The 21,562-nt window shown below is 41.7% G+C and carries 17 protein-coding genes; 3 read left to right on the forward strand and 14 right to left on the reverse strand.

Annotated elements, in window-relative coordinates; all coding sequences use genetic code 11:
- Positions 1-203 precede the first annotated feature (203 nt).
- From KTR07_RS10840 to KTR07_RS10865, 6 genes are all read right to left on the reverse strand, one after another.
- Complete coding sequence (locus tag KTR07_RS10840; RefSeq protein ID WP_061473729.1) at positions 204-2,825, reverse strand: carboxypeptidase regulatory-like domain-containing protein; 2,622 nt, start codon at positions 2,823-2,825, stop codon at positions 204-206.
- Positions 2,826-2,949: 124 nt separating this feature from the next.
- A complete protein-coding gene (locus KTR07_RS10845; RefSeq protein WP_008765756.1) occupies positions 2,950-3,924 on the reverse strand; it encodes a FecR family protein in 975 nt (324 codons plus the stop codon).
- 63 nt (positions 3,925-3,987) lie between these two features.
- A complete protein-coding gene (locus tag KTR07_RS10850) occupies positions 3,988-4,539 on the reverse strand; it encodes an RNA polymerase sigma-70 factor (RefSeq protein WP_008765757.1) in 552 nt (183 codons plus the stop codon).
- A gap of 94 nt (positions 4,540-4,633) precedes the next feature.
- Positions 4,634-4,855: a DUF3098 domain-containing protein gene (locus KTR07_RS10855; protein WP_008765758.1), complete on the reverse strand. Its 222-nt coding sequence runs from the start codon at positions 4,853-4,855 to the stop codon at positions 4,634-4,636.
- A 43-nt stretch (positions 4,856-4,898) separates the two neighbouring features.
- Positions 4,899-8,033 carry a DUF2723 domain-containing protein gene (locus tag KTR07_RS10860; RefSeq protein ID WP_008765759.1) on the reverse strand — a complete coding sequence of 1,045 codons (3,135 nt, stop codon included), beginning with the start codon at positions 8,031-8,033 and terminating at the stop codon, positions 4,899-4,901.
- A 141-nt stretch (positions 8,034-8,174) separates the two neighbouring features.
- Positions 8,175-9,263 carry a hypothetical protein gene (locus KTR07_RS10865; RefSeq protein WP_011107549.1) on the reverse strand — a complete coding sequence of 363 codons (1,089 nt, stop codon included), beginning with the start codon at positions 9,261-9,263 and terminating at the stop codon, positions 8,175-8,177.
- A gap of 300 nt (positions 9,264-9,563) precedes the next feature.
- Between KTR07_RS10865 and KTR07_RS10870 the strand changes: the two genes are divergently transcribed.
- Complete coding sequence (locus KTR07_RS10870) at positions 9,564-10,184, forward strand: HAD family phosphatase (RefSeq protein WP_008761607.1); 621 nt, start codon at positions 9,564-9,566, stop codon at positions 10,182-10,184.
- A 72-nt stretch (positions 10,185-10,256) separates the two neighbouring features.
- On the opposite strand, the gene KTR07_RS10875 is transcribed toward KTR07_RS10870, so the two are convergent.
- Entirely contained in the window at positions 10,257-11,054 is a 798-nt protein-coding gene (locus KTR07_RS10875) for a DUF4846 domain-containing protein (RefSeq protein WP_008765761.1), read from the reverse strand.
- Between the two features lie 146 nt (positions 11,055-11,200).
- Between KTR07_RS10875 and KTR07_RS10880 the strand changes: the two genes are divergently transcribed.
- Entirely contained in the window at positions 11,201-12,010 is an 810-nt protein-coding gene (locus tag KTR07_RS10880; RefSeq protein WP_008765762.1) for an SDR family oxidoreductase, read from the forward strand.
- Between the two features lie 113 nt (positions 12,011-12,123).
- Here KTR07_RS10880 and KTR07_RS10885 read toward each other — a convergent pair whose 3' ends face one another.
- From KTR07_RS10885 to KTR07_RS10895, 3 genes are read right to left on the reverse strand one after another with little or no spacing between them, the layout of a single operon-like run.
- Positions 12,124-12,852 carry a DUF6064 family protein gene (locus tag KTR07_RS10885; protein WP_008765763.1) on the reverse strand — a complete coding sequence of 243 codons (729 nt, stop codon included), beginning with the start codon at positions 12,850-12,852 and terminating at the stop codon, positions 12,124-12,126.
- A gap of 13 nt (positions 12,853-12,865) precedes the next feature.
- Positions 12,866-13,360: a threonine/serine exporter family protein gene (locus KTR07_RS10890; protein WP_008761611.1), complete on the reverse strand. Its 495-nt coding sequence runs from the start codon at positions 13,358-13,360 to the stop codon at positions 12,866-12,868.
- Between the two features lies 1 nt (position 13,361).
- The gene (locus tag KTR07_RS10895) at positions 13,362-14,129 is read right to left on the reverse strand and encodes a threonine/serine exporter ThrE family protein (RefSeq protein WP_008761612.1); all 768 of its coding nucleotides are present in this window, start codon (positions 14,127-14,129) and stop codon (positions 13,362-13,364) included.
- A gap of 105 nt (positions 14,130-14,234) precedes the next feature.
- Here KTR07_RS10895 and KTR07_RS10900 point away from each other — a divergent pair, with 105 nt between their 5' ends.
- Positions 14,235-15,488: an MFS transporter gene (locus KTR07_RS10900; RefSeq protein WP_008765765.1), complete on the forward strand. Its 1,254-nt coding sequence runs from the start codon at positions 14,235-14,237 to the stop codon at positions 15,486-15,488.
- A 106-nt stretch (positions 15,489-15,594) separates the two neighbouring features.
- Here the strand turns inward: KTR07_RS10900 and KTR07_RS10905 are convergent, their stop codons facing one another.
- The 4 genes from KTR07_RS10905 to KTR07_RS10920 all read right to left on the reverse strand — a co-directional run bounded on the left by KTR07_RS10905 (position 15,595) and on the right by KTR07_RS10920 (position 21,502).
- Entirely contained in the window at positions 15,595-15,846 is a 252-nt protein-coding gene (locus tag KTR07_RS10905; RefSeq protein ID WP_008765766.1) for a hypothetical protein, read from the reverse strand.
- An 82-nt stretch (positions 15,847-15,928) separates the two neighbouring features.
- Positions 15,929-16,480 (reverse strand): RNA polymerase sigma factor, encoded by a 552-nt coding sequence (locus KTR07_RS10910; protein WP_008765767.1) that lies wholly within the window; start codon positions 16,478-16,480, stop codon positions 15,929-15,931.
- A 176-nt stretch (positions 16,481-16,656) separates the two neighbouring features.
- Positions 16,657-19,752 carry a DUF6298 domain-containing protein gene (locus KTR07_RS10915; protein WP_117981282.1) on the reverse strand — a complete coding sequence of 1,032 codons (3,096 nt, stop codon included), beginning with the start codon at positions 19,750-19,752 and terminating at the stop codon, positions 16,657-16,659.
- A 67-nt stretch (positions 19,753-19,819) separates the two neighbouring features.
- On the reverse strand, positions 19,820-21,502 hold the full coding sequence (locus KTR07_RS10920; protein WP_117981283.1) for a polysaccharide lyase: 1,683 nt from the start codon (positions 21,500-21,502) through the stop codon (positions 19,820-19,822).
- Positions 21,503-21,562: the final 60 nt, after the last annotated feature.

Raw genomic sequence — 21,562 nt, forward strand, 5'->3', positions numbered from 1 at the left:
TTGATTTTTGCAGTATATAAATTACAGAAAGTTATACCAATATTACTGATTAGGATTTTTTTTAATTCTGGATTGTTATATCATAATTACCGAAAGTCATTGTACATAAGAGTTTCTGTCATTCAGAACATTTCCCTTGGTAACGGGAGGTCTGAATGACAGAGCATAATGATTACTTTAAGACATTTAGGATTTTAGTTTGTCTAGAAATAAATCTTATAACTTATATTGGGAATTAACCCTGTTCCTTCTTTTTCTTCAATTTCAAAGGTCTTTTCATTGTATTGGTAAAAGTGCATTCCGGTGCGCATACCTACATTCAGAATCTTCAATGAGAACTCATGAGATACTCTTTTCTTATTTATCCGGAAACTGACAGAAACATCACCGTTTATGGAAGGATTGAATCTTTTGCTGTATGCTTTCGTTTCATCAAAAAAGATGTCATGCTCTGTCTGACTTCTTTCTTCGTTTACGGGGGTGTAGCGTTCCCCTCCCTGAAAGAATAAACGTCCGTTGAGACTCAGTACGTTTTGTTTAAGTTTGCCGACCATCCATTCTTTTCCGGCAAGTAAGTTCAGCAGATAGTTCTTATCCAGTCTTGTATTACGCCAAACGTTATCTCCTCCCCTATATTTCGATTTAAACAAAGAACCTGTAATCATATAGTAGAAGCCATTTTTCATATATTGTTCCAGCGTGATGTCTATTCCATAATTTCTGCCTTGACCGGTGTTGGTCAAGATTCTGTCCAAATAAAATTCCTCATGGTTAATGACCGAGAAGGAGGAGTTCTTTTCAACCGGTATACGAAATAAATATTGGAAATAAGGCTCTATCTTTAAATGCAGGTTTTGATTGATATTCCAGTCGTATGTCATCCCGACATGATGTGCCCGGGAAAAATCCAGATATCGATTTGACTGGTTCTTGCCGTTGACGACCTTTTCTACAAAATAATAATCCAGCTTTTCCCTGCGACTATGTAATCCATAGGCCAACGCCAAAGAATGTTTCGGATTTATTTTCCATTTTAGGGCAACCCGCGGTTCGATGGATAAGTTATTGTTCAAAGTAAAATATTGGGCTGTTACTCCTAAGCTAGTGTCCCAGTTATTATTCAGATTGATAACCGAACTGCTATAGGCCGAAAAGACTGTGCTTTCACCATCACCTTTTGAAATCTGTTCCATAGGTCTGTTTAATCCGAAATAACGGCTGACCTGATAATCAAGATCATAGTGAAGGTTTGTAATCGTAACCCCCGTTCTGTTAGTATGTCTCGGACTGAACTTCGTATTCAGATAAGAATTAAAAACGAAGTCCCACCTGCTGTTCCGGATATCTCCTACTCTGATTAGTTTGTCATCTGCTTGTTGATCTACCACTGTATGATCTTTGGAATAAGTAGCAGACAGGGAAGAGCGGATATACGTGTTTTCATTCATCACATACTTGTGTGCAAGTCCTCCCACCATTTTTTCTAGTCTGTTTTCTCCTGCTTGTCGGTCTCCCAGAGTTTCCCATTTGGAACGCTCTTCTATTGGAGCTTTGTTTCTGTCAATCAATCCTAATCCCCAAATAGAAAAGGTGCCGGCTTTGGAGGTCGGAAAGTTTAGCTTGAATGCTAAATCCTGATATTTAAGATTCAGGTCATTGCCGGTAGCCAGTGATGTAGTCGAAAAACGATAGTTAACGAGATAAGAACTTCCTCGCTTTTTACTGATTGGTCCCTCTGATGACAGATCGATACCCATTAGTCCGACTTGAAAAGCGTGTTCGTACTTTTGATTATTTCCATTGCGCAGGTGCATATCGAAAACACCCGATAATACATTGTTATATTCTGCGGGAAAAGCTCCGTTGTAAAAATCCGAATTTCCGATCACCTGTGTACTCAGAGCTGACAGGAAACCTCCGCCCAATCCCGACAAATCGGCAAAATGAGTCGGATTGGGTATCTCAATTCCTTCCAGCCTCCATTGCGTGAATTGCGGGGAGTTTCCGCGAATGGCTACGGCATTGGTGCCGATGTCTCCCGCTACTCCTGCGAAAGCGGCACTTAATCGTGCAGGGTCATCGAAGCCGTTGGCAAATCTGCCGGCTTCTTCCATGCTGATCATACGGCCGCCTGTGATAGCCATAGGATTGATCGTCCGGTTTTTCTTTATTTCCGGCTTCACGAGGACTTCTGCCAGATATTGGATATTCTCGTCCATCGGAATTTCTACATATACTTCTTTGGATGAAGTTACGGATACCTCACTGATTATGCTTATGTGATATCCCGTAAAAGACGCTTGAATATTGTAGCGTCCAATAGGAACATTGCTGATTCTGAAGTTTCCCAGACTATCTGTGGAGCTATTCAAGGAAGGTTCCTCTAAGACATAGACAGAGGCATACTCTATTGGAGCATTAGTTTTGGAATCGACTACAATTCCTCTTATGGTTTGCGTTAGTTTTTGTGTCTTTTCGCCGATTGTTTCTGTTTTTGGTGTCGGCAGAGAGATAATAATATGATATCCCTTTATTTTGTATATGTATCCGGTACCTTTCAATATTTGTGTTAGTGCCTTCTCAATGCTTGCGGACTTTAGCGACAATGCTTGCCTCTTTTTCAGGTTCAGGTTTGACTGTTCGTAAGCTATGCTATAGTCTGTTTGTAGTTCTATTTGCTCAAAGGCTTCTTTTAAAGAGATATTTTTATTTTGAATTGTAATTTTCTTTTCTGCATTTTGGGAAATTGCCGTCAATGACAGAATAGAAAAAAACAAAAGAATGATCATCTTATCTGGTTTTTTATTCGCATTAATTCGATTCATTATTTTATATTTGTACGTTGATACTTCGTTTTTACTTCGCGGTTTAAATGAGGATAGACATTTCAGAACTGGGAAGAGGGTCTCAAGCTGCTTCCCGGTTCTTTTTGTTCATAGGCTATTTTTTTTATTTGGTTATTATTATTTTGTTTCCACTCTGCCGATAGCTAAAGCCGATTATATCTCCTAATATATTCAGCATTTCATCCAGATTCTCATCTTTCAGGAATTTGACAGTGTACCGTCTAGAGGCAGAAAAATCGGTAGAATGATCGATAACAGTATCATAACGTCGTTCCAGCGTTCTGAATATTTCTTCGGCAGTAGCATTGGTGAAGATTATTTTCCCTTTTACCCAACTGTTCGTGTCAACAGTGTCTACTGTCGATATCTCAATATCTGATGTCGATTTATCATAGGTGAGTTGTTCGTTGGGCTTGAGAGTTTGAGGAGGACGGGATTGCGTACTCACTTCCACTTTTCCACTAGTCAACGTTGTGGTAATATTCGCATCATTAGCATATGCCTTTACATTGAACTTCGTTCCAAGTACCTTGACGGATAGTTGCGATGTTTCTACTATGAAAGGTTTTGCATCATCTTTTCTGACTGAGAAATAGGCTTCACCATCAAGGGTTACGACACGATTCTCTTTGGTAAAAGTTTTCGGATAGGTAATTGTACTTCCAGCGTTCAGCCATACTTCGGAACTATCCGGCAGAACCAAGCGCTTTTGTTCGCCATAGGCTGTGGATATTTCTATCTGCTCGTTTTCGGAAGGGATATAATAAAGCAATCCTCCTGCCAATAAGCATATGGGAATAACGACGGCTACAATGCGGACAAACTTATGATATAAAACAATATTTTCAAGATGTTCTTTGTTGTATCCGGTTCTTAAATTGACCCGCTCTAAAGCACTGTATGTTTTTGAATCGGCTTCCGTATCCAGTTCGTTCCAATACTCTAATGAGGCTTTTTCTTTCTCCTCCGCGTTTTCTTCCTTCATAATCCATCGCTGTACCTTTTCCTCCGTTTCAACAGAAAAACGTCCGGAAAGGAACTTTTTGATGATTCTGGTGATAATATTACTCTTTTCCATTTTTGCTGTATTTACTATATATACAGTCTGATGACAAAAAGCTCAATGAAAAAGTGGATGTTTTTATAAAAAAGATAATAAAAAGCACGAGATAGCTTTCCGTATCTCCTTTAATGCGAGGCTTAACTGACTTTCGACATTTCTTTTAGTGGTGTTGAGCTGTATTGCTATCTCAGCATTGCTCAACCCTTCCTGACGGCTTAATGTATAGATCATTTTCCGCTGTTCCGACATTTTTCCGACAATGTCATCTATTAATAAGCCTAACTCTTTAGCAATAAGATCTTCTTCGGAGGTAGAACTATATTCGATCTCCTGACTACTATTTAGATAAGTGTCATGTACATACTTATGTTTCAAGAAATTTATGGCCGAATTACGGGCAATTGTATGCAGATAAGAACTAAAAGACTTGGATGCATCAATTGAATCATGATTGATCCAAAGGTTGACAAAAAGGTCTTCTGTCAATTCTTCGGCATCCGATTCCGATTTTATATATCCGTCGATGAAAGCCTTTGTTTTATTGTAATAGGCTATAAAAACTGTTTCAAAAGCCTTGTGATTTCCATCCTGGAAGGCTTCAAGCGTTTTTATGTCAATGTTATTACTCATGTTGTCCGACTTTCATTTTTATTAGTGAGGACAAAAGAAGTAATTATTTGGCTTAAAAACGCATTCTTTTGAAAATATTTAAGATGTATCCCTGCTAATTATTCTTTTTTGTAATATAAATAATGCCAACCACATTCAGCAAATAACCGAGTAAACAAATAATGGGTGCAAAACATATACGAAGTCTGCTGAAGATATCAGGATTATATGCGGCAGGGGTACTCCCCTCGCCGCTCATTAATACATATCCTGTGATAATCAATATCGAACCAATCGATAGAATAATATAATTTATTTTACTCAATGCATTTCTCATACTTCTGATAGTTTTATTGTTTTCAAGTTTATATTTCCGGATTTTAGTTTCTAAGTCCCACGATTTGAGAGAATAAAGCATATTTCTCCTCAAAGCGCTGATTACTTAGCCTGTATTCCTCTTCATCAATCTCTTTTACAAGTTCATTATACTGATTCCATTGCCAGAACTTATACAGGCAATCTCTCTGAACCATATTGATCCTGTTGTCTCCTAATGAGAATGCCCAGTTGATGTAATCTTCCGATTCGGCTGTCAGGTTCTTTAACAGAGGCATTGCTTTCGTCTTTTCTCCTAGGGCAGCATAGGCTTTGGCTATGTCGAATGACCCGCTTTCATAGATCTCGGGGACATTGTACGCCGGAACAGCTTGTTCTGCATAGGCAAGTACTTTCCTTGCTCGGGTATTGTCGCCCTGCCTGATCAGTTCCTTTGCCAGTTGGGCGAAAAGCCTTCGATGATAATAGCAGGTTCGCAGGGTGGTTTCATCCAGATAGAGTCCGGGAGTGTCCAGTCCGCCATACTTATATCTGTTCATTACATTTTCATACAATCTCTCTACATCTATCGCATAGTTATTATCTCCTTTGACATTTCCCCATTTTTTATAATCAAAAGGCGTGAAACGGAAAGCTAATCCTTCCTGAACGAAATAATGATCAAACTTCAGCTTGCTGACCTCACCGACGGATATTGCCATGTACAATGGGCGTTCCCAATTGCAGTTGGCAAGCATTTCCAGCATCAGCATATCTACCTTGGTTAGAATACGCATATCTTTCAGAGAAATATAGATCTTATCCGGTATCGCATTTTTTAGTTCTTTACCTTTCAGATGACGGATGGAGTCGGGAAGCATTATGCCTGATCGAAGCACTGCATCTTTATCAATGCTGATACTGATCGTATCGGTAGGGATTACGTGGAAGTCCTGTTTCTCCGATAATGCCCAGTACTTCAAGATGTTTTTTACCTCAAACGGATCATTGCCGAAACTATCACGGGCTTCTTCCGGATGTTTCTGATAAAGCTCTTCTATCTGTTTTTTCAGTTCCGGTCGGATGGCTACGTATTCGTTTTTTCCTTCCTGATATTGATCTTTACTCCAGGTAATGGGTAATCCGGGTGCATCATACAACGGGCATTGCTGCTGATAAATATACCAATCTGTTTGCGCATAACTCAAATTGCAGATGCGGGCATCTCTGCGTACTCCTTCCGTGTCCTGATTATACCACAAGGGAAAAGTATCATTATCTCCGTTACTGAAAATGATAGGATTTCCTTTGTCGGGGAGTGTCATCAGATAATTGGCTCCAAAATCACGGCAGGTGAAACGATTGCTCCGGTCATGATCATCCCACGTCTGACTAGCCATCTGAACCGGAATCAGCAGGCAGAGAAACATTAACAGGCCGACTTGAAGTACTGACGACTTCTTTTTTCGAAGTGCGTCACACAATCCGGCAGCTCCCATTCCTATCCAAATAGCAAAAGCATAGAATGAACCTGCGTATGCATAATCCCGTTCACGGGGCTGACCGGGAGTCTGGTTCAAATATAGCACAATAGCCAGACCTGTCATGAAGAAAAGGAAAAACACGACGCTAAACTGTTGCATCCCCTTCTTTCCCCGCATCCATTGCCAGTAAATCCCGATTAATCCCAATAATAGCGGCAAAGCGTAAAATACGTTATGCCCTTTATTCTGACGCAGAGATTCGGGTAAAAGTTCCTGATCACCAAGCCTTAGATTATCTAACAGAGGAATACCCGTGATCCAGTTTCCATGCTCCGGTTCGCCATGTCCCTGGATATCATTTTGACGCCCGACAAAATTCCAGAGAAAATAGCGCCAATACATATAATTGAGCTGATAAGCGAAGAAGTAGGTAAGATTCTCTTTTTGCGTGGGAGCTCCGTCCGTTCCTTCCGACCAGCTTTTGTAGGAGGAAGCCATGCGATCATTCCACATTCGTGAAAACAGCATATTTTGAGTATAGCATACTTCCTCTTTATTTCGAATCACTTTATATTTCCCTTCTTCCCTATTCGGTCTGTAGACAGCACCACCCGTTTTCATTTTTACCTTGTAATAATCTCCTTCGGGCACATACTCCGGTTCGGAGGCATACGTTTTGCCATAAAGTAAAGGGGCGCTTTCGTATTGCTCCCGGTTCAAATAGCTTTTGAGTGCGAAAATATTATCCGGAGCATTTTCATTGAGCGGTGTATTGGCATTGGCACGAATCAATATCACTGCATAGGTGGTATAACCTACGGTAAGCATAAGTATGCACCATAAAGCTGTATTGATTAATCGTTTTTTGAAACGATAGATACCAGCTATGAGCAGGAAAAATGTGATAGCCAGAAAGCCAATCAGTCCTGTTTGGAAAGGAAATCCCAAGGCATTGACAAAGAGTAGTTCGAACCATCCTCCAATATCCGCCATTCCGGGAATGTAGACAAAAAGTATCAATACAATAAGCAGACCGGATAAAGCAATCGCCGCAATTGCTCCTTTAAGCGAAATCGTTCGATATTTCTGATAATAGAAAACCAGTACAATCGCTGGAATGCAAAGCAGATTGAGCAGATGTACTCCGATGGAGAGTCCGATTATATAGGCAATCAGAATAATCCATCGGTCACCATAAACGGTGTCCGACTCATCCTGCCAGCGCAGAATCATCCAAAAAACCAAGGCAGTAAGAAAAGAAGAGAAAGCATATACTTCTCCCTCTACTGCGCTGAACCAGAAAGTATCACTAAAAGTATATGCCAAAGCTCCTACCAACCCGGAACCGAGAATGATAATCACGTCGGTTACTGACAGATTCTCTTTTTCTTCTTTCAGAAGAGATCTGACCAGGCGAGTGATACTCCAAAAAAGAAAGAGGATACATCCTGCACTTAGCAGTGCATTCAGAAAGTTGACTGTACGTGAGACCTGGGAGGGATCGGAGGCAAACTGTGTAAACAGATTACCTACCAGCATATAAAAAGGTGCACCAGGCGGATGTCCGACCTGTAACTTTTCGGCGCATGAAATAAACTCAGGACAATCCCAAAAACTGGCAGTAGGTTCGATTGTCATTCCGTATACGAAAGCTGCTATCAGGAAGACAAGCCAACCACTGAAATCATTCCATCTTTTAAATAATAAGTAGTTCATAGTTCTGTAACTTTTTTGTTTGCAAAGTTATAGAACAGTGATATAAAACAGGCATTTTTAGCCGGACGGATACGGACATCCCATTTCTATAAGGTGTTGAAAAACAAAGCTTTTTGTCAGGTAATTCCGGACAAATGTGGACTACAATGATTTGATGTAGTCTTCCAGTGATTCTTTGGAACTTACAAGCATAAGTTTCTCCGTTTTTATTCTGGATATTCTTCGGGTAAGAGTTTCTACAGTCAGTTTCATTAGATCTGCAAAGCAAGCAGGCTGGATACCTTCGCGCAGGAAAGCACATACTCTCAAATCTTCTTCTGTAAGTTTAGGACTTATCTCTTTCAATTTGGAAACAAGTCCATATACTCCTTCCTGTAGTCTTAATAATTCACTCCAGTCTTTCTCTGAAAAAGAAACAACCTTGGAAGGGGAAACAGACCGTTCTTTTATTTGCCGGACTTTCGATACTACCGGAGAACTTTCATAAATATGCTGTTGAAGCGACTGATATTTTTCTTCCAGATAGTTACATTGCAACATCAGTTTATCCGACTCTGCCTCTTTTCGCAACATTTCATCTTTAAAAGTAGTCAGTTGAGAATATACAAACTTATTCTTCTTCCAGAGCAGCCCGAGTAACAAGGACATCACACCAAAGACTCCCAATGCAGAAGAAAGAATAATCTTCGTATCGCCTGTCTGATCGTTCAGCATTAGCTGGCTGGCATAGGCTTTTCTTTCCATTTCCAATGCTTCGTCGAAATGACCATATTTCTGATAATAAAGGCTGCAACGTCTGCACACCTTGGCTACATAATCGTACTTCTCTGTAAGAGCAGCAAGCTTTATTGCTTCCTTGAAGTGGGTCTCCGCTTCCTTTTTCTGGTCAAGATCACTCTCTACGCATGCCAGATAAAAATAAGCCTTTGATTTCTGAAGTTCATTGCCGTGTTGGTCAAAGTATGAAACTGCCTGACGGATTTGCTTATCAGACGTATGGGCGATATTTTTATCTTCATTCAGCTGGGTACACAACAGATTATATTCTGCCAGCTGTGCTTCGTTCATCTGGTTGATCTGGATATTTTCGAGAATAATAGATGCTGTATCCGGGTCCTGCCCCATTAGCTGTGCGGCTTTGTCTAATCCCTGTTTTACATTAGTCCCTTCCGGATGGCATGCAGCCAGTGAAAGGACAACCACGTATAATAAGATTCGAAGATTATTCATAACTCTGCTTTTATCTTTGTATACAAACGATTGGATTTGCAAATATAAAAAATAATATGATACATACACCTCTATAAACCATACAAAAAATGGTGTCACTATCCTCCTCTCATAGTGACACTATACTGTGATCATAGTTACACCATCACGGCAGGATAGTGTAACTATATTATTTATGCTCCTATTATTATGCATATCGCAGATTGCCCTCATGTTTTTTTTGACAAAGATCAAGCGATGACGGGCTGTTTATTAAGAAGATTAGCCGTATCTTTGTAACAAATAAAAATTGTATATATCATGATTAAAAACATTGTATTTGATTTTGGCGGAGTGATTGTAGACATTGATCGCGATAAAGCTGTTCAGGCGTTTATCAAACTGGGATTGGCGGATGCCGATACTCGTTTGGACAAATACCATCAGACCGGAATCTTCCAAGAACTGGAAGAAGGAAAGTTGAGTGCCGATGAATTTCGGAAGCAATTGGGAGATCTGTGCGGTCGCGAACTGACGATGGAAGAAACCAAACAGGCGTGGTTAGGCTTTTTCAATGAAGTGGACTTGCGAAAGCTCGATTATATATTGGGACTTCGTAAATCATATCATGTGTATCTCTTGAGTAATACCAATCCTTTTGTTATGTCATGGGCATGCAGTCCGGAGTTTTCATCCGAAGGGAAACCGCTGAACGATTATTGCGACAAACTATATTTATCTTACCAGTTGGGACATACCAAACCGGCTCCCGAAATATTCGACTTTATGATAAAAGACAGTCATGTCATACCTTCCGAAACGCTCTTCGTTGACGATGGAAGTTCGAATATCCACATAGGCAAAGAACTTGGCTTCGAAACCTTCCAACCAGAAAACGGTGCTGATTGGCGGCAAGAGTTGACCGTTATACTAAATAGTTGAGAAGAGGTATCTTTATGCTCCTCCCACCTACAGGAGGGGACCCCGGAAGGAAAGGTGCCAGGTAAGCAATTTCTAAAACCTTTTCAGCTCTTTCTTTTCAAATGTCCACTCCGGTGTATACAATCTGCCACTGTCTGTATCTGTCAGTTCATACCAAGGTGACAGATTTCGGTTGGCAGGATTGACGAGGATATGTATTTGCTGGGCGGGCATATAACTTTGCGCCAATAAAAAAACTTTCTTTTTTGTTTTCGGGTGAATTGCCACATCTACTACTATCACGACATGGCCCGGTGAACCTCCTTTGATAAACACATCTCCTGCTTGCAGTGAAGTATAAGGAACCGTACGAAGCTCTTTTGAAAGAGAAGCAGTGCCGGCATACATAAATACCATATTCAAGTATTTACGAAAAGTCTTATATGAATAGTCTTTGCCTCCTGCAGCATACCATTCTACCTTATTTCCAGTTACTTTGATACGGTTTCCTTCCGCCCATTTTTTATATTCTGCCGGAAAGCCATTGGTAAAGTTAAATTTGATTTCTCCGTATCTTTTCTGTGCCCATAGGTATTCTGCCCGCAAGCGCATGACTGCATCCGCACATTGCTGTAAATCGCGATTGCCTATTTCCATATCTACTACGGCGAATGCGGCTGCCTGATTCCTTTTCTCCTGTCCGTTGTAAAGTAAAACCTTACTCCCTTTGGGCAATAATGGGAGTTGACGCAGATAGGCGGCAAATGAATGTTCATCGCATACTTCACGAGTGTAGCCCGTAGGAGGAAGAATGGTGCTTTCCACTGACTGTCCCAGCGACACTATAATTGAAGTCAGACATACTATGCTGAATATAAGTATTCTTTTCATATCGTTATTTTTCCCGAAGATAGGATATCTTTTGCAGAAAACCAAGTTTTGCAGGAGGAAGCTTCTGAAACCGTCTAATCAGAATACTATTCGGCAAAAACAGAATTTTCGGATATTCTCTTTATCTTTGCTGCAAATAAAAGAATATGCAACCACAAATCATACTCATTACCGGAGCTTCTTCCGGATTTGGAAAGATCACTGCGCAAATGTTATCAGAACAAGGTCATATCGTTTACGGTACGAGCCGGAAACCTTCAGAGAATATAGGTAAGGTCCGAATGCTTGTCGTTGATGTAACGAATAGTATTTCTGTTCGTCAGGCTGTAGAACAAATAATATCCGAGCAGGGACGGATGGATGTACTGATTAATAATGCCGGTATGGGAATTGGCGGAGCATTGGAGTTGGCTACCGAAGAAGAAGTGAGCATGCAGATGAATACAAATTTCTTTGGCGTGGTCAATATGTGCAAAGCGGTGCTCCCTTATATGCGCAAGGCACGTCGGGGAAAGATTATCAATATCAGCTCTATTGGTGGAGTGATGGGCATCCCCTATCAGGGATTTTATTCAGCATCCAAGTTTGCAGTAGAAGGATACAGCGAGGCCTTGGCGCTGGAAGTTCATCCGTTTCATATTAAAGTCTGCCTGGTGCAGCCGGGAGATTTTAATACCGGGTTTACCGACAACCGGAATATCTCTGAACTGACCGGACAAAATGAAGATTATGCTGACAGTTTTCTGAGATCATTAAAGATTATTGAAAAAGAAGAGCGTAACGGATGCCATCCCCGCAAGCTGGGTGCTGCAATCTGTAAAATAGTAGCGCGTAAAAATCCTCCTTTCCGGACTAAAGTAGGTCCGTTGGTGCAAGTTCTGTTTGCTAAAAGCAAGAGCTGGCTGCCGGATAATATGATGCAATATGCTCTCCGAATATTTTATGCTATCAGATAAAAAAAAGTTTCATGCCTTGAAACTGTTGGTTTCAACGGTTGAAACTTTTTGTTTCAAGCAATGAAACTAATCGTTTCAAGGCGTGAAACTAATAGCGTGTAATAGTACGGCAATCAGTTCTTCGGAACTAATTCCAAAAACATAGTAGTCGTCAATAATATAGCCAGCCCGATGCAGACTGTTATTAATAACCAGTTGATATATTTAGCTTTGGGCTTGGTATCTGCGTGCAGATTATTCAGGAAGTATTCTCTGAAGAAGAGATAGAGTCCCGGAATAGTCGCACTTGCCAAAAGGAAGTCTTCCGGTATCTGGAAGAAGTAAGTCTTGGATAATCCGATCAATGACCAGTGGCAAAGGAACAATACCAAAAACATATTTACCTTGTGTGCAAACAGCAACAGCAGTCCGATGGTAAATACCACTACAGAGCAAGGCATCACCGGAGAAGTCATTTCCGGGAAAGATAGCCCGCGTGCCAACGATACCATAGGATATATGAAAGGCATGGCCAGCAATACATAAGATAGCAGATCATATTTGTGTGTACGTTCGAAAGTCGTATATCCGGTGATTGTATCCCATATCCAGATAATAGCCATCACTCCCCAGAACATCGCCATTACTCCGTTATAGCTGCGTTCTTCGCAGTAGATAAAGTAATAGACAATGGAAATCCACGAATAAAGACCTATCATATAAATCTTCATTCCCATCTTCACCCACGGACGTGGTTTGCTGATCAGCAATGCGGTCAGCACAATGCCGATCAGAATGACAATAATCTGCAAAAGCCAAGTGGCTGAATTATAATACGCAATTGTTCTCCAAAAAATCTCCATAAAAGTAGTTTAATTAATGTCTTGTTAAAGAAAAGGCTCTGTGCGGGAACAGGAACATCGGGAATGTAGCTCCGACCGCAAGCATGAAAATTACTGTACTTGCCACCAAAGTGTTGGAGAAGAACATCTCCTGCATCTTTATATACTTATCATGCAGTTCCGGTTTATTCGCTGTCTGCAAGCACATAATAAGAGAGAATACCATGTTGTACGCAAATTTTCCCGGAATCATCGGGAGCAATGCGGGAATATACAGCACCGTCATCGGGCAATATACCCGCTTTCCGAGCCATAAGCTGCCGAACCCGATTACTAATCCACCGAATAAAGAAGCCGTAGCAATATCTACACCCAAGTAAGTCATCAGACAGAAACGGCACGCATGTCCCAATGCCGCCAATATTGCAATCATTTTAAATGCACGCAACGGAGGATCGGAAATTGCGCCAAATCCGATACCTGCTATCGCTGCAAAGAAACCATCAGAAAGAATATCAAGTGCTACCATATCAAATTAAACTGTTTTTTACCATTAATAATGTAAAGGAAAGGCCGATGGCAATGCTGACAATCAGCAAAGAGGCTTCTGTCAAACGGGCAAATCCTGTCAAAACGTATCCTTCGACAACATCAATCACTCCATTAATCAAAGGAACACCGGGTACAAGATATAGGACGCTGGTTGCCAGTGCGATCTCGGAAGTTGTGTCGAAAATCAAGGCGGTAGAAGCACAGAGGGACGCGACGAAGGCCGAAACAATGAATATAATATAATGATTCATTTTCTTCTTTTGCATCTGCTGTTTCAGGTATAATCCTGTAATAGTGGCGGAGAAAACGATTCCCATTGAGATTAAGTCGCCGCCAAACAGTTTGCAGAATGACGCATTGGCAAAGCCTACCAATATCAAAACGAACAGAGGATGTATCATCGGAGCAGAGACTATCTTTTTGTATTTCTCTTTCAGTTCTTCCAACGATAACTGTTTGTCTACTGCTTCCCAACTCAAAGCGCTTAGTTCGGAGTTATGCTCAAAACTGATGGGATGTGCAGGAATATCTATAACCTCGTTGCAGGCTTCGTTTGTCTCCTTATCGATGATAGTAAGAATGATATTTTTATGAAATACGCCCAGTTTGACATCTAAGCCAAAAGCTTCTCCGATACGTTTGGAATTGCGTACAACACGGGAGGTATGTACCCCCGCTCCCATTAGATGGGCTGAATATTCGGCTATGAATTTACCTATAGATAATAAAGATTCGCTTGTCTTCATGTATGTGATATTTTTAAATCGGCTGCAAAAGTACAAAAAAGAGTAATAGCAGGAAAGGTAAAACACAAAAAATAAATACCTTTGCCTGCATAAAAAGAATGACTCATGAACAACCAATTTACATATCCGAAAGAGAAAATACGTTTTGCCATCCTGACTTTCTTCTTTGCCCAAGGACTCTGTATGGCAAGCTGGGCAAGCCGTATCCCGGATTTCAAAGATGTATTTGCAGCCAATTATGCATTTTATTGGGGGCTGATTTTATTTATGATACCGGTCGGCAAGTTTGTAGCAATTCCTTTGGCGGGTTATCTTGTATCTAAATTAGGGAGTCGCACAATGGTACAAGTCAGCATTTTGGGATATGCCATGTCCTTACTTTGTGTCGGATTGGCTCATGAAGTCTATTTGCTGGGATTCCTGCTTTTTTGTTTCGGAGTGTTCTGGAACTTGTGCGATATATCGTTCAATACGCAAGGGATCGAAGTGGAGCGCTTGTATGGTAAGACAATCATGGCAACTTTTCATGGAGGATGGAGCTTGGGAGCCTGTACCGGAGCACTTATCGGCTTCGTGATGATTCTGACGGGCACCTCTCCTGTCTGGCATTATATGCTGATAGCCGCTATTATCCTTATCATAGTACTGGCAGGACGAAAATATCTGCAAGAAACAACGCTTCCTATATGCGAACATCCGAAGCCGGGCTTTGAGACAACAGACAAAGCGGCTGATAAAGCTCCGAATGGATTCCGTCTGTTATTTCAAAAGCCGGAAATACTCCTTTTACAATTAGGTTTAGTCGGATTATTCGCGCTCATCGTAGAGAGTGCTATGTTCGACTGGAGTGCTGTTTATTTTGAATCGGTTGTCCATGTGCCTAAATCATTGCAAATCGGCTTCCTTGTATTTATGGTCATGATGGCTACGGGACGATTCCTGACGAATTATGCATACCAGCTTTGGGGAAAGAAAAAAGTACTGCAACTGGCAGGCAGCCTTATTTGTATCGGCTTCTTCATTTCCGCATTGTTGGGCAATGCGTTTGACTCACTGGGAATGAAAGTGATCATCAATTCCTTAGGCTTTATGCTGGTCGGACTAGGTATCTCATGTATCGTACCTACTTTATATAGCTTTGTAGGGGCCAAGTCAAAGACGCCCGTCAGCATTGCGCTCACTATCCTGTCGAGTATCAGTTTTATTGGTTCGCTGGTCGCTCCTTTGCTTATAGGCGCTATTACACAGGCATTAGATATTCGTATTGCTTACATGATTATAGGTATATTGGGAGGTTGTATCGTACTTATCGTCAGTTTCTGCAACGCATTCGATATTCGGGAAGAAAATAAACTGTAAATATATAAAACACAGTCTCTCACAGTACTTGATCACTCAAGCATCTGTGAAAGACTGCGTCAATCTTTTTACTAACCTTAACTAACCTAACTTCTATCTAATCTAACTACAAAATGTTCGAAAAATCTTTTATACTACTAACAATTCTATCCTTTAAATCTTGGTTTTCAACCAGTGAAAAGTCACAGGCAACATCTGCCGGAGCCAATAATACGGCCTTAGCTTCTTCTGCATCTGCTATCTGTTCCGGGTGTTCCCTGAAATAAGTTTCCCATTGGGAAGCTGCTTCCGGAGTTACACCCAGTGCATAATTGATGAAATCATCATCCGTCAAAAAATCCTTTACCTTAGAGCACATATCGCATCCTTTTTAAGCGTTTACATAGATAGGACGCTGTTACTCTGTGTATGTACTCAACCAAATATCCTTTTTACTATAATTAACTTGCCAGACTACGCAATTTTGTCAATCCACGATGCATCAGGTTGCGTACAGACTGATAGTTCATATTCATAATCTCACAAATATCCTCGTATTTCTTTTCTTCTATATAATATAATGTAAGTGCTTCACGCTGCCGGGGAGAAAGCTGGTCCAGTAAACGCTTCACCAGCGAGAACTCATTTTTGCGTTGCTCTTCTTCCATATAGTCATCTTCTACGTCTGTGGGAGCTACTGCATTTACATCTTCTATGGCTGTATCAGACATATACATACGTTTGCGGAGTTCATCGCAGAGTTTGTTCTTTAATGAGATGAACAAATAAGACTTCAAATTATCAATAGTTCCTAATTCATCCTTTTTAGTGTAGAGCTTAACGAAAATATCGTGGATGCAATCTTTTAGTAACTCTTTATCAATGGTCAACTTCAATCCGTAATTAAAAAGAATGTTGATGTGCAAATCATATAGCTGCGAAAAAGCTGCCATATTTCCCGCTTGAAAAGAAGCGAGTAAAGTGTCGGTTGAATTATTAGTCTGTTCCATCATAGCATTAATTCGATTGATTTGATGTTGCAAAGCTAAGCAGAACTGACCTCAACCACCGGTAAAATCTGGTTTGTAGGTTGAAAAAATAAGTATCATGTTTTATAACACTCTTTTGTTAGAAATTACCTATAAAATGGAAAAATCCCGCTGATCAGTCATCAGCGGGATTTTTTGTTTCAGAGTTTATGGAACCAATAAATACCTTCTTTCTTATCCGGTACCTTTAATTTGTATACTCCATTAATTTTCAATGATTTATCTATAATATTCATCTTCCCTGAACCGGGATGTATGTACTTTAATATATACTTTCCGGACGATAATTGAACAGGAATTTCTGTTCCGGACTTGGAATAAATGATACTGCCGATATCAGATTTTACCATTTTCTTATAGTTGTCGGTATCGGTTTCTTCCACTTCCATAGCCGCTGCATCCTTCAGGAATGCTTTATCTGTGCACGGGATTACAGGACATGAACCGCCGGCCATGAATACAGCCCATCCCATAGCCGGATAATTCTGTGCATAGAAGGTTACGGCTTTCTCCGGGAACTTCTGACGATATTCGTGGACAGCCTTGTAGGCTTCGGTGAAAGTGACCTTTCCGACTTTCATCTTACGCATATGTTGGCGGGGAGCCATGTTCTTCCCTCCTTCCGGTGCAAAGACTCCATCCGTTTTATAGTGCCAGTAGCGGATATCAATAATATCCACCACAGCCGCACGCTTCGGATCGGCAAGGATGGCGTCCTGTACATCTTTTGTGGTACTTAATGCTACTTTGGCTTTCTTTCCGGTTTCTGTTTCCCATTCGGCAATCACATCCAGCCAAAACTGTACAAAATGTAGTGGACCTGTAAATTCTGCACTTGTCAACTGAATGACATTCGGGTTATCAGCAAAGTTGTTCAGACACTGGCGGATGTATTGTCTGTGTAACTCACGGCGAACCGGATGAGTGATGTCATAAAACATATCTGCAACAAAGATTCGTTTGTCTCCTGCAAACGGAGCAGGTTCCGGAAATCCGGTCTGGTTGATATTGTTGGTGCTTCTCCACGGACAATCTACCCAGTGCGCACCTGCTTCCAGGATATTGTGCTGGAAATAGTTCTCATGGAATAGCAATAGTCCGTCTTTATTTCCTTTTTCGGCAAACTCTTTCAATCGCGACCAATACCATGCATTAGGGCGATTCAGATCATATTTGCTCAGTCCTTCCCAGGCAGTACCCTGACCGCTACGTCCGAAAGGTTGTTCGTAGAAAGGCCCCCATACATCTCCGTCACGACGGCGCACTCGTTCATGATCATCCCGGCGGCGATCATACCAAAGTCCGTAGTTTTGGTCAAATACCAATATGTTCTTTTGTTTCATATAGCCGATTACGGAATCGATGCGATCTGTCAGTCCTAATCCTTCACGTCCGGGAACAAAGCGGGTGATGGCAGGGCTTGCTTTTTTCAGAAAGTTGGTTTTAAGTTTTCCATTCCACCAAGGGGTGGTATGGCTACTTCCTACCAACAAAGTACTGTTCATCTGGATACGTCCGTTTGCAATAGTTACTTCCGGTTGTGCCGATGTCTTGTTCGGAGTTATCTTCTTTTCTTTAATATCATCGATTGATTTTACTCCGGACATAGCTATTGAAGGAGCAAAGGCTCCTTGTTCAATCCAGTGTTCCAATGTCAGGCGGGGATTGTAAGCCTCTTTGGCCAGTTCCATAGCAACTTCAACGGTCGGACTGCTGGTGGCACTTGTATTTCTTGGCAGGATACGGGCACGTTCTGCACATTTCTTCTGCAAACGATCTTCTAATTGAGCATAGAAAATGCTTCGGGGCTGCACATGATTGTTTGATTGTGCCCATTCGCCGTCACCGGAGAACTGTGCCCAGCATCCGTACGCACGGTTCATGGCATCCTTTGCCGGAGCATAACACTCTATTTCGGCAGCGGTACATTGCCAGAACAGACTATTTGCCGTATTCCATCCCGCTCCGTTCTTGTCCTGTCCCAGATTCTTGAAACTCAGATTATGCCCGTCTATATTAACCACGTCAAACAATAGGCCACATGCCCATGCATCAATAGATCCGCTGAAACCTAAAGATTCATACGAATCACATTGTACGAAAGCATTCGGTCCGGCAGCACAATATCCGGCTGCAAAGTCATGAATACCCTGTTCCGAATAGCAGCGCTGGAAAAGTGTCTGTTGTCCTAAGGTATAGAAAGTACAGCGGCGCATTCCTCCGATTTCAGAAACAGGTTCCCGTGAGATACAGTCCTCAACCGTGATTTGGGAACCGGTACGCTGAACAAGGATTGCACTTCCTGCAAAGTGTTTAAAGCTCACCCTGCGTACCCAGCAATCTTCCGCATCTTCGATAGAAATACCTGTCCAGCAATGATCTTCATCTTTAGGGTACCGTTTGTCATAGTCGGAAATCAGAGTCATATTTTCTACTCCGCACTCCCGGATGCGCCCGTTCCACTGATAAGTAATCACGGAAGAAGTACCGTATTTGGCATCCAGCGCCACTGTCAGCGGAGCGTCCAACGTTATCTGATTACCGTTTACTTCTGTCACGGTTCTATCCCAGGTAAGATCCATATCTCCTTCTTTCCAGCCCAGTGCACTGATTCCTCCTCCAAAGATATCACATCCTAACGAAGCAATCCATTCTTTGCTGGACGGACGGTTCACCAGTATCCGATCTCCCTTTCTCAACGAAGTACCTGAAGCAACTTCCAATGTCCTCGCATTTACCGGAACATATTTCGAGAGTACCTGCAATGTATCCTGTATCTTCAGATCGTCTGTCCCTTCCATGTAGATAAGGGCACCTCTGTCTACTCCTTTTTTTAGAAGTATCGTTTTCTCTTTATCCACTCCGCGCAGTACGATGCCGGAGGCATTTATACGAAGGCTTCCGGATAAAGAAAATTCTCCCTGATCCAATAACACGGCTCCTCTGAAACCGGAAGCATCAGGTACTAATGAGGCGACATAGTCAATGGCGCGTTGAATACGTGATGTATTATCTCCTGCTGTCCAAGGTACAAACACGGCATTGCGGACAGAAGGAATATCCTGTTCGGAGCCCTTGTAGCCACAGTACGAGAAATCAAGAATCCGGTTTCCCTGTTCGTCATTCAAGTAAGTGATCCGGTCATCCTTAACCTGTAAAGCAAAGGTTTGCGCATATCCCTGCGCAAACCCTATGCTCAATAATCCTAAAAGGATAGTTCTTAATTGTATATTCATTACAATAAACGTTGTTTTCTAATTATTCAATCCTGAAAGATCATTTGACCATAAGCAAATCATACGATTAAAACAGACTTTTCCGTTTGGACAAGGTATCGTAGTTGTTCTTCAGATCTGTCCAGTCTACTTTCTTCTTTGTATCCAACCCATTGATATATTTCTCGATATTGGTATAGCCGTCTCCATTACAGTCCTCCTTTGCATCAGTCGGATCGTTCGGATTCAGTCCGTTGGCAATTTCCCATGCGTCCGGCATACCGTCACCATCCGAATCAAGATATGCTTCTCCTTTGTATTCAGGAAGTCCGCCCACTTGACGGATATCGGTGATGATACCTTGTTTGTAGGAGTCTGCCGGCAAGCGTCTTTTCACGTAAGGAGAGATAAATTCCGGAGCATCTTTCGCATAAATCGCTTTTCCTGTTTGTACAGTCTTGATGACGCGAGCGTCTACCGCATCCCGTTTCGGGAGAGTAGCACCTACATTATCCAATACAAAGTTATAAGCTTTTTGGGTATCCATAATCGTTACAGGCGACATTTTGAATGCTTTGTCCACTCTGATTTGCGGTAAGAACTTTCCCTCATCCACTTCACTGGCAAGCTGAACTCCGCCATTCCAGTTATCTTTTGTCACTTTAGCATTTCCGTGAATGATGTTACCGTTTACATAAGCCTTTCCGAAGGACATCGGTTTGCTTTTATCGCGTCCGGCTTCCGGTTTCAATATACGATAGGAAATAGGTTTATCCAGCGGGGTGATAGGACCGGGTTTAAAATAGTTATTGATTATATTATAAAAACTCTTGTTATCTCCTCCGTCGACAGAACGGTTCCACCAGTTGAAGACAACATTGTTTACGAAGTTAAAGTCTCCGTCCATACCCACCGAACTGTTACGACTGATATTGGAAGCGAAAAGATTACGGCAGAACATACTATTATGTCCTCCGATAGTGGCACCAAACGCATGATTATAAGTATCCAATGCTTCCGAGAACATCGAATTCTGAATGGTAATGTTCACAGTAGGCAACTTCAGTCCGTGCCCGGTTTCATCCCTGTTGTAGACGTGGCGATAGATAGACATATTTTCATCCAGTCCCCAGCTTGCCGAACAGTGGTCTATTATAATATTGCCGACTGCATTTCCTCCTACTGCATCATCCCGGAAAGCAACATCCTGTGCCCCCCGACGGAAACGCATATGGCGAATCACTACATCATGAGTATCGATCAGGAAAGAATGACCGGTCACGCAGATACCGTCTCCCGGTGCTGTCTGTCCGGCAATCGTTACATAAGGGGCACGTACACTGATCGGGCTTTTCAGGCGAATAATACCTGACACATTAAATACGATAACACGTGCACCACCGGTTTCACAGGCTTCGCGGAATGTGCCGGGACCGGAATCTTCCAGGGAAGTTACCACAATCACTTTGCCTCCACGACCGCCGGGAGTGTACATACCACCACCTTCCGCACCGGGGAAGGCCGGAATATTACTTTTTATCAAATCCTCCGGTTTGGAGGCCCAAGGTTTGTAAGGTCTTCCTAACCTTGCTTCTTCCAAAACTGTTGGCAAGGCTTTTTCCCATGCCGCATTTGATTTCTGTTCGAACTCTGCCTCTTGTTTTGCTCCTCTTTCTTTTACCGAGTCGGGGATCACCGGATATTGGGCTGTCACAGGTAGTACACAGGCAACCAACATCCATGCTGATAATACTTTCTTAATCTTGTTCATTCTTCCGAATCTTAATAGGTTTTAAAAAAAGACGATTAAGAAAGTATTTTGTAATCGGTC

Origin of the sequence: Bacteroides sp. MSK.20.82, assembly GCF_019052485.1 — a bacterium.
In the GTDB taxonomy this organism is placed as follows: Bacteria; Bacteroidota; Bacteroidia; order Bacteroidales; family Bacteroidaceae; genus Bacteroides; species Bacteroides thetaiotaomicron.

Excerpts from the sequence above, each read along its gene's own strand:
- KTR07_RS10840 (WP_061473729.1), bottom strand. The coding sequence starts at position 2,825 with ATGAATCGAATTAATGCGAATAAAAAACCAGATAAGATGATCATTCTT.
- KTR07_RS10845 (WP_008765756.1), bottom strand. The coding sequence starts at position 3,924 with ATGGAAAAGAGTAATATTATCACCAGAATCATCAAAAAGTTCCTTTCC.
- KTR07_RS10850 (WP_008765757.1), bottom strand. The coding sequence starts at position 4,539 with ATGAGTAATAACATTGACATAAAAACGCTTGAAGCCTTCCAGGATGGA.
- KTR07_RS10855 (WP_008765758.1), bottom strand. The coding sequence starts at position 4,855 with ATGAGAAATGCATTGAGTAAAATAAATTATATTATTCTATCGATTGGT.
- KTR07_RS10860 (WP_008765759.1), bottom strand. The coding sequence starts at position 8,033 with ATGAACTACTTATTATTTAAAAGATGGAATGATTTCAGTGGTTGGCTT.
- KTR07_RS10865 (WP_011107549.1), bottom strand. The coding sequence starts at position 9,263 with ATGAATAATCTTCGAATCTTATTATACGTGGTTGTCCTTTCACTGGCT.
- KTR07_RS10870 (WP_008761607.1), top strand. The coding sequence starts at position 9,564 with ATGATTAAAAACATTGTATTTGATTTTGGCGGAGTGATTGTAGACATT.
- KTR07_RS10875 (WP_008765761.1), bottom strand. The coding sequence starts at position 11,054 with ATGAAAAGAATACTTATATTCAGCATAGTATGTCTGACTTCAATTATA.
- KTR07_RS10880 (WP_008765762.1), top strand. The coding sequence starts at position 11,201 with ATGCAACCACAAATCATACTCATTACCGGAGCTTCTTCCGGATTTGGA.
- KTR07_RS10885 (WP_008765763.1), bottom strand. The coding sequence starts at position 12,852 with ATGGAGATTTTTTGGAGAACAATTGCGTATTATAATTCAGCCACTTGG.
- KTR07_RS10890 (WP_008761611.1), bottom strand. The coding sequence starts at position 13,360 with ATGGTAGCACTTGATATTCTTTCTGATGGTTTCTTTGCAGCGATAGCA.
- KTR07_RS10895 (WP_008761612.1), bottom strand. The coding sequence starts at position 14,129 with ATGAAGACAAGCGAATCTTTATTATCTATAGGTAAATTCATAGCCGAA.
- KTR07_RS10900 (WP_008765765.1), top strand. The coding sequence starts at position 14,235 with ATGAACAACCAATTTACATATCCGAAAGAGAAAATACGTTTTGCCATC.
- KTR07_RS10905 (WP_008765766.1), bottom strand. The coding sequence starts at position 15,846 with ATGTGCTCTAAGGTAAAGGATTTTTTGACGGATGATGATTTCATCAAT.
- KTR07_RS10910 (WP_008765767.1), bottom strand. The coding sequence starts at position 16,480 with ATGATGGAACAGACTAATAATTCAACCGACACTTTACTCGCTTCTTTT.
- KTR07_RS10915 (WP_117981282.1), bottom strand. The coding sequence starts at position 19,752 with ATGAATATACAATTAAGAACTATCCTTTTAGGATTATTGAGCATAGGG.
- KTR07_RS10920 (WP_117981283.1), bottom strand. The coding sequence starts at position 21,502 with ATGAACAAGATTAAGAAAGTATTATCAGCATGGATGTTGGTTGCCTGT.